13 protein-coding genes are annotated in these 12,690 nt (G+C 61.7%); 8 read left to right on the top strand and 5 right to left on the bottom strand.

All coding sequences use genetic code 11. The features are described 5' to 3' along the window. Positions 1–119: 119 nt before the first annotated feature. Positions 120–629: a zinc ribbon-containing protein gene (locus tag KZO83_RS13195; protein ID WP_247621140.1), complete on the bottom strand. Its 510-nt coding sequence runs from the start codon at positions 627–629 to the stop codon at positions 120–122. Positions 630–809: 180 nt separating this feature from the next. Here KZO83_RS13195 and leuS point away from each other — a divergent pair, with 180 nt between their 5' ends. Genes leuS through KZO83_RS13175 form a run of 4 tightly spaced genes read left to right on the top strand, consistent with a single transcriptional unit; the run spans position 810 to position 5,523 of the window. Next, positions 810–3,380 carry a leucine--tRNA ligase gene (gene leuS / locus KZO83_RS13190; protein ID WP_247621139.1) on the top strand — a complete coding sequence of 857 codons (2,571 nt, stop codon included), beginning with the start codon at positions 810–812 and terminating at the stop codon, positions 3,378–3,380. A gap of 56 nt (positions 3,381–3,436) precedes the next feature. After that, the gene (locus tag KZO83_RS13185) at positions 3,437–3,931 is read left to right on the top strand and encodes an LPS-assembly lipoprotein LptE (RefSeq protein ID WP_247621138.1); all 495 of its coding nucleotides are present in this window, start codon (positions 3,437–3,439) and stop codon (positions 3,929–3,931) included. Then, a complete protein-coding gene (gene holA / locus KZO83_RS13180) occupies positions 3,928–4,986 on the top strand; it encodes a DNA polymerase III subunit delta (protein ID WP_247621137.1) in 1,059 nt (352 codons plus the stop codon). Before KZO83_RS13185 ends, holA begins: the two co-directional genes overlap by 4 nt. A 60-nt stretch (positions 4,987–5,046) precedes the next feature. Further along, complete coding sequence (locus tag KZO83_RS13175; protein ID WP_247621136.1) at positions 5,047–5,523, top strand: DUF488 family protein, N3 subclade; 477 nt, start codon at positions 5,047–5,049, stop codon at positions 5,521–5,523. A 120-nt stretch (positions 5,524–5,643) separates the two neighbouring features. On the opposite strand, the gene KZO83_RS13170 is transcribed toward KZO83_RS13175, so the two are convergent. Beyond that, positions 5,644–6,147, bottom strand: coding sequence for an HPP family protein (locus KZO83_RS13170; protein ID WP_247621135.1), 504 nt, complete (start codon positions 6,145–6,147; stop codon positions 5,644–5,646). Between the two features lie 110 nt (positions 6,148–6,257). On the opposite strand from KZO83_RS13170, the gene KZO83_RS13165 reads away from it, so the two are divergent. The 3 genes from KZO83_RS13165 to KZO83_RS13155 all read left to right on the top strand — a co-directional run bounded on the left by KZO83_RS13165 (position 6,258) and on the right by KZO83_RS13155 (position 10,054). Beyond that, positions 6,258–6,842, top strand: a complete 585-nt coding sequence (locus KZO83_RS13165; protein ID WP_247621134.1) for a TetR/AcrR family transcriptional regulator — start codon at positions 6,258–6,260, stop codon at positions 6,840–6,842. 164 nt (positions 6,843–7,006) lie between these two features. After that, the gene (locus KZO83_RS13160; RefSeq protein ID WP_179000008.1) at positions 7,007–7,903 is read left to right on the top strand and encodes a glycine betaine ABC transporter substrate-binding protein; all 897 of its coding nucleotides are present in this window, start codon (positions 7,007–7,009) and stop codon (positions 7,901–7,903) included. A gap of 111 nt (positions 7,904–8,014) precedes the next feature. Continuing rightward, entirely contained in the window at positions 8,015–10,054 is a 2,040-nt protein-coding gene (locus KZO83_RS13155) for a CocE/NonD family hydrolase (protein ID WP_247621133.1), read from the top strand. 83 nt (positions 10,055–10,137) lie between these two features. On the opposite strand, the gene KZO83_RS13150 is transcribed toward KZO83_RS13155, so the two are convergent. From KZO83_RS13150 to KZO83_RS13140, 3 genes are all read right to left on the bottom strand, one after another. After that, positions 10,138–10,401, bottom strand: a complete 264-nt coding sequence (locus tag KZO83_RS13150; protein ID WP_040239129.1) for a Txe/YoeB family addiction module toxin — start codon at positions 10,399–10,401, stop codon at positions 10,138–10,140. Beyond that, positions 10,394–10,654, bottom strand: a complete 261-nt coding sequence (locus KZO83_RS13145; protein WP_075368827.1) for a type II toxin-antitoxin system Phd/YefM family antitoxin — start codon at positions 10,652–10,654, stop codon at positions 10,394–10,396. The genes KZO83_RS13150 and KZO83_RS13145 overlap by 8 nt, the downstream gene beginning before the upstream one ends. 231 nt (positions 10,655–10,885) lie before the next feature. Beyond that, complete coding sequence (locus KZO83_RS13140) at positions 10,886–11,746, bottom strand: nitrilase-related carbon-nitrogen hydrolase (RefSeq protein WP_247621132.1); 861 nt, start codon at positions 11,744–11,746, stop codon at positions 10,886–10,888. Positions 11,747–12,002: 256 nt separating this feature from the next. On the opposite strand from KZO83_RS13140, the gene KZO83_RS13135 reads away from it, so the two are divergent. Beyond that, positions 12,003–12,665, top strand: a complete 663-nt coding sequence (locus tag KZO83_RS13135; protein ID WP_075370130.1) for an ABC transporter permease — start codon at positions 12,003–12,005, stop codon at positions 12,663–12,665. Positions 12,666–12,690 lie beyond the last annotated feature (25 nt).

Below are 12,690 nucleotides of genomic sequence, written 5' to 3'. Positions count from 1 at the left end.
CTAAGCCCCAACTCACATTAGTCTCCAAGAGGGCTGGCCATGAAGACTCATGCCAGCCACTCTGATGAAGCGTCAAAAGGCGTCGCATTGCTCTTACGCCTGTTATCCCCTTTTCCGCCTTACCCCCTAGTCCGCGCGAAATAGCGATGCCCGCACTGATGGCAAGGTTCGAGCCGGGTGATGGACTCGAGCACGACTTCCGTGTCGCAGTGCACGCAGCGCATGCGGCCGGGCACGGCCATCTCGCCTTCGACATAGTCAGCGCGCGCCGCTTCGAGATCGTCCTCGAAACGCGCCTGATCGACGGTGGTGCGGTCGGCGATGGAAAAAAGCGCCTCGGTGACGCGCCGCGAAATGGTGCCTAGATCGATTCCCAGCCAGGTGGCGATGCCTTCGCCACCCCGAGCCAAGAACCCTCGCAAGTCACGCATGTCGCGCTCGACCCAGGCACGCAGCAAGGCCAGCTCGTCCTTGGTGTAGGTCTCGAACTCCGCCTCGAACTCGATGGCGTCATCCATTTCGCGCTGCAACGACTCCCAGGACAGATCGCCAGCACCTTTTTCGAGACGCTCGAGAACCCGCTCATAGGCGTGGCTCAGGCGATGCTCTTGATCGTGACGTTCGCTCATAACGCTTCTCCTGATCTGTCGTCGACGCCATGCCCCCTACCTGTAGGCGCATGACTGGGGTATCCTGACGGCCTGTCGTAACACACGGACAACGTCCCGCCCAGCTCCGTTCTACCACATCGCGAGGCCGGGCGTTATCCGCTTCAAGCCAAGCCTAACGCAAGGTGCCAGATCAAACCGATGGACGCACAGTACACGCCGCACGCAACCGAATCCGCCGCCCAGACCTTCTGGGAAACCAACCAGTGCTTCAAGGCCGTCGAGGACGCGACCCGGGAGAAATTCTACTGCCTGTCGATGTTCCCCTACCCCAGCGGCAAATTGCACATGGGGCACGTGCGCAACTACACCATCGGTGATGTGGTCTCGCGTTTTCAACGTATGCAGGGCAAGAACGTCCTTCAGCCCATGGGCTGGGATGCCTTCGGCATGCCCGCCGAAAACGCCGCGATCAAGAACCGGGTCCCGCCCGGTGCGTGGACGTACGACAACATCGACGCCATGCGCCGTCAGCTCAAGGCGTTGGGCTTTGCCTACGACTGGAACCGTGAATTCGCCACCTGCGATGTCGACTACTACCGCTGGGAACAGTGGTTCTTCACCAAGCTGGTCGAACAAGGTCTGGTGTACAAGAAGATGTCGACCGTCAACTGGGATCCGGTAGATCAGACGGTGCTCGCCAACGAGCAAGTCATCGAAGGCTGCGGCTGGCGTAGCGGTGCGCCGGTCGAGCGCAAGGAAATCCCGCTGTGGTTCCTCAAGATCACCGACTATGCCGAGGAACTACTCGCCGATCTGGATGAGGTCGACTGGCCCGAACAGGTCAAGACCATGCAGCGCAACTGGATCGGCAAGTCCACCGGCGTCGAGCTGACCTTCGATGTCGCCGGCCAGGCCGACCCACTCGTGGTGTATACAACGCGTCCCGATACGCTTTATGGCGCCACTTACATGGCGCTGGCCGCCGGCCATCCGCTGGCCAAACAGGCGGCTGCCGACAATCCAGCGTTGGCCGATTTCCTGGTCGAGTGCCAACACGGCGGCAATTCCGAAGCCGAGCTGGCGACCATGGAAAAGAAAGGCATGGACACCGGCTACAAGGCACTTCACCCGCTGACCGGCCGTGAAGTGCCGATCTTCGTGGCCAACTTCGTGCTCATGGAATACGGTACCGGCGCGGTCATGGCCGTGCCCGCCCATGACCAGCGCGACTGGGAATTCGCCACCAAATACGACATCGCCATCGAACCGGTGATCGCCGATGCCGAGGGTAACGCCCCGGACTTGTCCCAGGGCGCACATGCCGAGCATGGTCCGCTGATCAACTCCGGCGAGTACGACGGGCTCGACTTCGAAGCGGCCTTCGACGCGATTGCCGCCAAGCTCGAAGCCAACGGACAAGGAACGCGGAAGACCAACTTCCGTCTGCGCGACTGGGGCGTGGCACGTCAGCGTTACTGGGGCGCGCCGATCCCTGTCAAATACGGGCCCGAAGGCCAGACCGTACCGCTCACCGATGACGAACTGCCGGTCGCCTTGCCGATGGAAGTCGAGGTCGACGCCTCCGGCTCGCCACTCAAGAAGATGCCAGACTTCTATGACCTCGGCGAAGGTTGGACGCGCGAGACCGACACCTTCGACACCTTCATGGAATCCTCCTGGTACTACGCGCGTTTTGCCAGTGCCGACAACATGGAAGCGATGCTCGACGAGCGCGCCAACTATTGGCTGCCGGTGGATCTCTACATCGGCGGGATCGAGCATGCGATTCTGCACCTGCTCTACGCACGCTTCTTCCACAAGCTGATGCGCGATTTCGGCCTGGTCGAGAGCGACGAGCCCTTCCAGCGCCTGCTTACCCAAGGCATGGTCATCGCCGAGACCTTCTATCGCCACAACGCCGATGGCAGCAAGGACTGGTTCAATCCTGCCGATGTCGACGTCAAGCGCGATGACAAGAGCCGCCCTGTCAGCGCCGTACTGCGCGAGGATGGCCAGCCCGTGGAAATGGGCGGCATCGAGAAGATGTCCAAGTCCAAGAACAACGGCGTCGACCCGCAGTCGATGATCGACCGTTTCGGCGCCGACACCGTGCGCCTATTCATGATGTTCGCCGCGCCGCCCGAGCAATCGCTGGAATGGTCGGACTCCGGCGTCGAGGGCGCGCACCGCTTCCTGAAGCGGCTTTGGAAACTCGTCGCCGATCATCTCGACGCCGGCACGCCCGCGGCCCTGGACGTCGCCGCCCTGGACGACGACCAGAAGACGCTGCGTCGCAAGACCCACGAGACCATCGCCAAGGCCAGCGACGACATCGGCCGCCGGACCACCTTCAACACCGCTATCGCCGCGGTCATGGAACTGGTCAACGCCGTCGGCCGCTTCGAGGACACCTCGCCACAAGGCCTGACGGTCACGCGCGAAGCGCTGGAAGCCTGCGTGCTGATCCTGGCGCCTATCGTGCCGCACGCCTGCCATGCGCTATGGCAAGCCCTGGGGCATGAGACACCGGTCATCGACGCCGACTGGCCAGTCGCCGACGAAGCGGCCATGGTCAAGGACAGCGTCGAACTCGCCGTGCAGGTCAACGGCAAGTTGCGGGCACGCCTCGAAGTCCCGGCGGCGGCCGACAAAGCCGCCGTCGAGGCTCAGGCGCTGGAGGCGGAGAACGTACGTCGCCATACCGAGGGCAAGACCGTGCGCAAGGTCATCGTCGTGCCCGGCAAGCTGGTCAATATCGTCGCCAACTGACTCGGCCCATACGCCCGCTCCTCGAGGAGCGGGCCCAAGCTCGCAAGGAGGCCTGCGTGAAGCGCCGCTCGCTCATCATCCGATCTCTGCTCTTACTGACCCTGACGACACTGCTCGCCGGGTGCGGTTTTCAACTGCGCGGACTCGACGCTGCCGCGCTCGACATTCCCGCGCTGACGCTGTCGTCCCCCGACGGACGCTTCGAAGACGCCGTGGAACAAGCGCTGAAAGGCACCGGCACCACGCTCGAGGATAACGCCCCGCTACGCGTCAATCTGAGCGAGGAGCAAGTCCGCGAGACACGCCTGACCCAAGGGGCCAGCGGAAATCAGGAACGCCGCCTGACCCTCAGCGTGCCGTTCTCGGTGCAACGCAGCGAGGACAACGCCTACCTGCTCGATCAGCAGACCCTCGAGGCCAGCACCACGCTGAGTGTCGACGACAACAACCTGCTGTCGCAGGACGAACTGCGTGACGAAGCGCTCGACTCATTGCGTCAGGAGGCGGCACGTCAACTCGTCGACCGCCTGCGCGCCCTAGAGATACCATGAAGGTCTTTCCCGACAAGCTCGACGAGGCGCTCGGCAAGCGCCTCCAACCGGTCTACATCGTCGCCGGCGACGAGCCGTTGATCCACATGGAAGCATGCGACGCCATCCGCGCCGCGGCCCGCCAGCGCGGCGTCGAGGAACGCGAGGTGCTGCACGTGGAAAACGGCTTTCAGTGGGGACGGCTCACGGAGTCGGCAGCCAGCATGTCGCTGTTCGCTTCGAGCAAGCTCATCGAGCTGCGCCTGGGTAGTCAGTCACCAGGGCAAGAAGGCGCCAAGGCCCTCGATGCCTACGCCCGCCAGGCCAAGGACAGCGACGACATCCTCCTGATCAGCAGCGCGCGCCTCGACCGGCGCGCGCAGTCCAGCGCCTGGTTCAAGGCACTGGATAAGATCGGTGTGTTCGTCCCGGTGTGGCCGGTGGATCACCAGCGCCTGCACTTCTGGGTGCGGGATCGCGCGTCGCGCCATGGGCTATCCCTGGACATGGATGCGGCACGCCTGCTCGGCGAGCGCACCGAAGGCAACCTGCTGGCCGCCGACCAGGAGCTGCAAAAGCTCGCGCTGCTCAATCCGCCCAATGCCCGGCTCGATACCCAAGCCATTGCCGGCGGCGTGGAGGACAACGCACGCTACGATGTTTTCACGCTGATCGACGCCTGCCTGCGTGGCGACCGCGTGCGCGTCTCGCGCATCGTCAGCGGACTGCGCGGCGAAGGCATCGAGGCCCCGGTGGTGCTATGGGCATTGACGCGGGAGTTGCGCATCTTCTTATCGCTGGCGCAGCATCTCGATCAGGGGCAAAGTCTCGATCACGCCTGCAAGGCACAGCGTCCGCCGATTCCCGACAAGCGCCGTCCGCTTTACCAGCAGGCCTTGAAGCGGATGCCGCTCAAGCGACTACACAAGCTATTATTGTTTGCACAACGCCTCGACTTGGCCATCAAGGGCGCCGCGACGTTACCCGTCTGGGAAGGGCTTCACGACCTATCGCTCACCCTGGCCGGCGGGCGCGGCCCTCTGGCCGAGATGGCGTATTCCTATCGTATCGCCTAGATCGATATAGGCTTAGATTGCATCTGGCGAAAGGCACGTATCTGGCCAAGGAGAGCTGGAATGTCGTATACGATCGCACTCAAACGTATCTATCAGGCCGCCGAGGAAAGCGATGGTGCACGCGTTCTCGTCGATCGCCTATGGCCCCGAGGCAAGCGGCGCGAGTCGCTGCAACTGACTGACTGGTACCGCGACGCCTCGCCCTCCAACGCCTTGCGCCGCGCCTGGCACCAGGGAGAGCTCAACGACACCGTGTTCAGCCATCGCTACCGCTGGGAAGTCGAGGATGATCCCGACGTCTTGCTGCCCCTCATGCGCTGGGCGCGCGAAGGCACGCTCACCTTGCTGACCGCTTCCCGGGAACCGCAGCGCTCGCACCTTCCGTATTTGCGCGACATGCTGCTCAAGGCATTGGAAACCGAAGATCGCGAAGCGGACGACCGTACGCCCGTCTCGTCGCCCTGCTACGCCGATCAGGCAACGCCGCCTGATTCCGACGACAACGCCTCCCCGGAGACGCCGACTTCCCGCGACTGACCGTTCTCCGAGGACCCGCGGCGGCGCGACTCCAGGTCGCCCGCAGCGGGCAATACTGGCGCTATGGCATCGAGCATAAGCTGACCAGGCCCTTCCAACCTTGGACTAACATTTACTACCTTATACCCAATAGTGGGGCCACTCCTTGTCACGGCCGACATTGTTAATGAACAAAGCGATTACCACGAGGACTACCGACCCTGCGAGTACCGGCGTGATCAAAAATTCCCAGTTATGTACGCCAGCCATCAGTACCACCAGAGGGTTAGCACCAGCTGGAGGATGTACCACTCTAAGCGTCTGCATGAGCGCGATTGCCGCACCTACGCCCACCGCCATCTGCCACATCCCATTTCCAAATGTCGCCATCATTGCCAGGCCTACTGCAGTTGCCACCACGTGGCCACCGATCACATTCCGCGGCTGTGCAAGTGGCGCTTGGGAGGCGGCGAACAATAGAACACATGTCGCTCCAAAAGGCGCCATCAACAAAGGGACGCCCGCCAGTTGGGCAAGCAGAGACGTGGCCCCGATTCCGGCGATTCCACCGATCAGCCCAGTTAGTATTTGGAACGTGTCAGGACGCGCAGGAGCAATACCTTTGCCTTTCATTTTGTGAAACATTCTAGACCTCTGTGCTAATATGTACAGACAGGTCTGTACACTAAGCGGCTTTGGCCAGAACGGCAACACTCATGAGGCTATGAGGAAATCTAATAAAATAGGTTTTGACTATGAATAAACGTGATGACGTCCTGAATGCCGCGCTTAGACTCTTTAACGAGCATGGCTATCATGCTGTTGGAGTGGATTGGATTCGTGATGAAGCTCAAGTTTCAAAGATGACCCTCTATAAGTACTTTCCAAACAAAGACAATTTGGTCGAAGAGGTTCTTAAACTGAGACACAACCAGTTCAAAGATTCACTTGAAAGCGAGGTTTTTAGGCACTCCGAACCGTTAGAAAGGCTAAACGCGTTTATCAACTGGCATGTCGCCTGGTTTTTCTCACAAGACTTTCATGGATGCATGTTTATAAAGGCTACGGGGGAGTTCCATGGTATTGACGACTTTCTGAAGGTTTCGCAAGCACACAAAGATTGGGTGGCCAGCTTGCTCACCGACCTTCTGAGCGATGCCGGAGTAGACTACCCTAGCTCCCTCTCCCAGCTTTTTGTCATCACAATCGATGGCATGATCGTAAACGCCAGTATTTTCCACTCTCTTGAGCGTATCGAGTCGGCATGGAATCAACTTTGTAAAGCGGCGTCGCTGCCCAGCCTACCACTGAAAACGCCATCAAGATCATTTGTTATGTGACCTTTGCCTCCTCTCCTAATGTCGCTCATGCCACCATCTGTTGGCATTTGAAATCGCAGGCATCACGGATCTTCATCAATCACGGCAGCGGGGTAGGTTACTCTGGAAAACGACGAAAATAGCAACCCGATAACACGCTATAACAACGGAGGTATGTCGCTGTCATGAAACACCCCATTACGGCACTGCTAACTACGCTGGGACTGAGCCTTTCCGCCGTCGCCACGACGGCACATGCGCAAGACGACCCCATCGTGGTCGGTGGGCTCAACTACACCGAGCACCTGATCCTCACCTCGGCCACCTACCAGTTGCTCGAGGCCAACGGCTACAACGTCGACAAGCGCGACGGGCTGGGCACCTCGGTGCTGCGCCAGGCGCAGGAGAACGGCCAGGTCGATCTCTACTGGGAATACACCGGTAACTCGGTGATCCTGTTCAACGACCAGCCGCAGCCGGACAACGCCGCCGAGACCTATGCCACCGCCAAGCGCCTGGACGCCGAGAAAGGCCTGATCTGGCTGGATCCCTCGGACACCAACAACACCTACGCACTCGCCATGCGCGAGGCCGATGCCGAAGAACGTGATATTCACACCCTCTCGGACCTGGCCGAGGCCATGAACGACGGCGCCGATCTGACGCTCGCCTCCAATGCCGAATTCTATGCCCGCGACGACGGCCTGCGGCCGCTGCAGGAAGCCTACGGGTTCGAATTCCCGCGCTCCAACGTCAAGCGCATGGATTCGGGGCTGACCTACAGCGCGTTGCGCGAAGGCGAGGTCGACGTGGCGTTGGTGTTCGCCACCGATGGCCGCAACGGCGCCTTCGACTTCGAGGTGCTCGACGACGACCAGCAGTTCTTCCCGGTCTACCAGTTGGCGCCGGTGGTCCGCGAGGAAACGCTCGACGCGCATCCCGACCTCAAGCCCCTGCTCAACGAGATGTCCGCCGCGTTGAACGACGAGACGCTGATCGACCTCAACCGCCGCGTGGATGTCGACGATCAGAACATCGAACGGGTCGCCAAGGACTTCCTGACCGAAAACGACCTCATGTGATCGTCCGCTTCTGCAGACGTTTCCGGTCTTCAGCTATTTCCCGTCTTTCATCTCAGTCTTTCACCTACGGGGTGATGCATGCATCGCCCCGTTCCGACGACAGGACGCCCCATGTTTCCGAGTGGAAGCCAACCCGATGCCCGGGAAGTGCGTGACTTCCCGTACTCAATCGTCGAGGAACCGGCACTGTTCATTCCGCTGCCCGACGGCAGCCGACTCGCGGCACGAATGTGGCGGCCGGTGGACGCCGAGACCCATCCCGTTCCCGCGATCATCGAGTGCATCCCCTACCGCAAGCGGGATGCCACCAGTGCCGACGACGAGCGCATGCACCCCTACTTCGCCGGCCACGGCTATGCAGCGCTGCGCATCGACCTGCGCGGCAGCGGTGACTCGGACGGCGTGCTCGAGGACGAATACCTGGCCAGCGAACAGGACGACATCGTCGCCGTGATCGCCTGGCTCGCCGAGCAGCCCTGGTGCAGCGGCCGGGTCGGCATGCTGGGCATTTCCTGGGGTGGCTTCAATTCGCTGCAGGTGGCCTCGCGCCAGCCGCCAGCGCTCGGCGCGATCATCGCCGTCGGCGCCACCGTCGATCGCTATCACGACGACGTCCACTACAAGGGCGGCTGCGTGCTCAACGAGAACTTCGGCTGGGCGGCCTCGTCGCTGTCCTTCATGTCGCGACCGCCGGACCCCGCCTTGCGCGACGACTGGCGCGAACTCTGGCAGCACCGGCTCGCCCATCAACCCTTCGTCGCCGAGAACTGGTTCGATCACCAGACGCGCGATGCCTACTGGCGCCACGGCTCGGTATGCGAGGATTATTCGCGCCTGACGACGCCGACCCTGGCCGTCACCGGCTGGGCCGACGCCTACGTCAACTTCGTCGCCGAGATTCTCGAGCACGCGCCCTGCCCCCGGCGCGGCATCGTCGGCCCCTGGCCGCATGCCTACCCGCACCTGGCGATGCCGGGGCCGACCATCGGCTTTCTCCAGGAAGCACTGCGCTGGTGGGATTACTGGCTGAAGGATCGCGACACCGGCATCATGGAAGAGCCGCTGTACCGCGTGTTCTGCCCGTCCTTTTCCGAGGCCGATCCGCAACGGCTCGACGTGCCCGGCGAATGGCTCGCCGAGACTCAGTGGCCGAGCCCGCACATCGCTTCCCGCGAGCTGGCGCTGGGCAACGGCGGACTGCAGGCCGCGGAAAACGGAGCCGCCCGCCCGAGGGTGGTCAGACTGCGCGCGCCGGCCGACAACGGCCTGCAATGCGGCGAGTACATCCCCCACAGCAGCGGCCCCGAGATCGCCGGCGACCAGCGTGGCGACGACGCCCACTCGCTGACCTACGACACCGATCCGCTGGATGCCGACACGGTGATTCTGGGGCGCCCCACGCTCTCGCTGCGGGTCAGCGTCGATCAGCCGCGCGCCAACCTGATCGTGCGCGTGTGCGACGTCTCGCCCGAGGGTGTTTCGCAACGCGTCTCCTACGGCGTGCTCAACCTCTGCCACCGCGACAGTCACGTCACGCCTTCCGAGGTGCCGTGCGATACGCCGCTCGACGTGACCGTGTCACTGAACCAGACCTGCTATCGCTTCATTGCCGGGCATCGGCTGCGCGTCTCGGTGACCACCGCCTACTGGCCGCTGGTCTGGCCGAGTCCTTATCCGGTGACGCTGACCATGCATGAAGCCGAATCGCGGCTCACACTGCCTCAGCGTGCCTCGCACGACACGCCGCCCGTGCAGTTCGAACCGGCGGTGTTTTCCGGGCCCATGCAACATCGGATCGTACGCGCCGGAGAACAGTCCCGGGACGTCACCCACTCGCTGACCGACGGCTGGACCCGGCATGCCATCATCGACGACTTCGGCGAGATCGCCTACGACCACGGCCTGACCAACATCGCCTCGGCGGACGAGCGCTACGCCATCCACCCCGAGGCCCCGGCCACCGCGACCATGAGCAAGAGCTGGCGTCAGGCCTTTCAGCGCGACGACTGGCAGGTACACACCGAGACCTGGGCGGAGTTGAGCTGCGACGCCGAGTGGTTCTACCTGGAAGCGCGCCTGCAAGCCTTCGAGGGCAACGAGCGCTTCATCGACCGGCACTGGAAAACGCGACGCCGTCGCCGCTGGGTGTAATGTCAGGGGATGCCCGGTCCATGAAACGGGATGACGATTAATAGCGTCAGAACGCCCGAGGCGCTGCCTCGGGCGTTTTATGTTCAATAGTGATACCTGCAGGATATGATCGTTATCGCGGCATCATCCACGGCATATACCAGACGGTTGGTCTCATCGATACGGCGTGACCAGAACCCCGTCATGTTTTCCTTGAGAGGTTCTGGTTTACCAATACCCTCAAACGGGGAGCGCTTCACGTCAGAAATTAGCTTGTTAATTCTTTTGAGGGTTTTTTTATCCTGACTTTGCCAGTGGAGGTAGTCTTTCCATGACTCGTCCGTCCAGCAGAGCAAGCGACTATTCATCCCCATCTATCAACTCACGCTCGGCGACTTTTCCAGCCTTGTATTGTGCAATTGACTTATTCAGATGTTCGGCATTGGCAGGGGAACGCAGCAGATGGACCGTTTCCATCAGGCCATTGTAATAGTCAAGCGACATTACCACCGCGTTCTCGGCATCACGACGCGTAATGACCGTGGTGTCGGCATCGTTGACCACGTTATCCAGTACTGCCTTGAGGCTATTGCGAGCCTCGGTGAAGGAAATAATTCTCATCGGCTCTCTCTCCTGTACCGCTTACTGTACAATTCTAGCCTAACCTGCAGACATGTACAATATCCTGTCACACTCAACGCGTATCGGCACTTCTCTAGGCACTGCCTGAAAAGTCGACGAGCGAAGGTCAGACAAGGCGACGTACTGCTCTCGGTGCGTCAGGGCGAAATAATCATGCAGCGAGAACCATCTCGGGTAACCAGCGAACGCTATATTCTGGCCTGACTCGCCTCAACCACGCCGCTCCCGCTCCAGCCGCTGCGCCATCAGCGAGGCCACCAGCGGCGTATCGGCGTCGCGGTGGGTCGGCATCGCGAAGCGCGCGGCGTCGATCTCGTCGGTGTCGATGTCGGCGCTGACGAGGGTCTCGCCGTCCTCGGCCCGCGCCAGCACCCGGCCGTCGACGCCGACGATGCAACTGCCGCCCCAGAACCAGGCGTCGCCCTCGGCCCCGTAGCGATGCGCCATGACCATCGGCGTGGCGTACATCATGGCGTAGAACTTCAGGCAGATAAGCCAGTTGCCTTCGTCGTCGAAATCGCCGTCGACCATCCCGGTCGCCGCGTTGACCGGCGCCAGCAGCACGTCGGGCCGCTCCAGCATGGCCGCGTGGGCCAGGCCCGGATTCCAGAGGTCGGCGCAGATCATCACCCCGCAGGCGAGGCCGTCGGCATCGGTGACGGTGAGCGTCTGTCCCTTGCCGAAATGCTTGCCCTCCTCGTGCCCACCGTAGGTGCAGAGGTTGAGCTTGCGATGCACGGCGACGACGCTGCCCCCGCACAGACACGCCATAGCATTGGCGTACTCGCCGCGGGCGCAGCGCTCGACGAAGCCGACCACGGTCAGCATGTCGCCGGCGGCATCCGCCAGCTGGAGCAGACGCGGATCATCGCGGTCCATTGCGACCTCAGGGACGCGCGCGCCCAGGTCGTAACCGGTCAACGAAAGCTCGGGGAACACCAGGACATCGACGTCCCGGTGGCGCGCCGACTCAATGACGCGACGATGCGTCTCGAGATTGCACGCGACATCGGCCAGGACGCAGTTCATCTGGGCGGCGGCGAGTCGGTAATTCGTCCGGCGAGTGCTCAAGGGGCGGCCTCCTGCAAGGAAAATCAAAACACGGCATTATCGCCAACGAGCATACGGCGAAGTCGATGCGTTGCCTATCGAACGCCCATTGCCACTGAAAATGAATGAGATGACACATCCTAATGCCCAAAACGGGGGGCACTCGCGGAGAGCGTGTTATGCTCTTCACATAATACGAACTTATAAAAAGCCTTTCATATAAGAAATTTATACAAGTTCAAACAAACCACTCCATCGCGAGTGCGAGGTCCGTGCCGTGGAATTACTGCAATATTTTCTCGACAATCTCGAGTTGCTGGGGACCCTTACCCTCGAGCATATCAGTCTGGTGGGTGTCGCGGTGGGGATCGCCACGCTGACCGGCGTCCCCATCGGTATCGCCATCACGAAAAATGAGCGCATCGCCAAGACCGTGCTCTACATCGCCTCAATCATCGTGACCATTCCCTCCATCGCGTTGTTCGGGATCATGATTCCGATCCTCTCGATCATCGGCCAGGGCATCGGCTACATGCCGGCGGTCATCGCGGTGCTGCTGTACTCGCAGCTGCCGATCATCCGCAACACCTACACCGCCATCAACAACGTCGACCCGGCCCTGCGCGAAGCCGCGCGCGGCGTCGGCATGAGCCAGAACCAGCGCCTGCGCATGGTCGAGATCCCACTCGCCGTGCCGGTGATCATGGCCGGCGTGCGTACCGCCGTGGTGCTCAACATCGGTGTCATGGCGATCGCCGCCTACATCGGCGCCGGCGGGCTCGGCACGCTCATCAGTCGCGGCATTTCCCAGTCCGATCCACGTCAGCTGATCCTCGGCGCCGTGGCTGTCAGCGTGTTGGCGATCATCGTCGACTATGCGCTGCTGGCCCTGCAGAAGCGGCTGACGCCCAAGGGCATGGAACGCGCCGCCATCACCTGATTCGCCTCCGCGCCACGCGCTGCAA

The sequence above is a fragment of the Chromohalobacter moromii genome, assembly GCF_023091865.1.
GTDB lineage: Bacteria > Pseudomonadota > Gammaproteobacteria > Pseudomonadales > Halomonadaceae > Chromohalobacter > Chromohalobacter moromii.
This window is presented reverse-complemented; position numbering and strand designations above follow the sequence as displayed.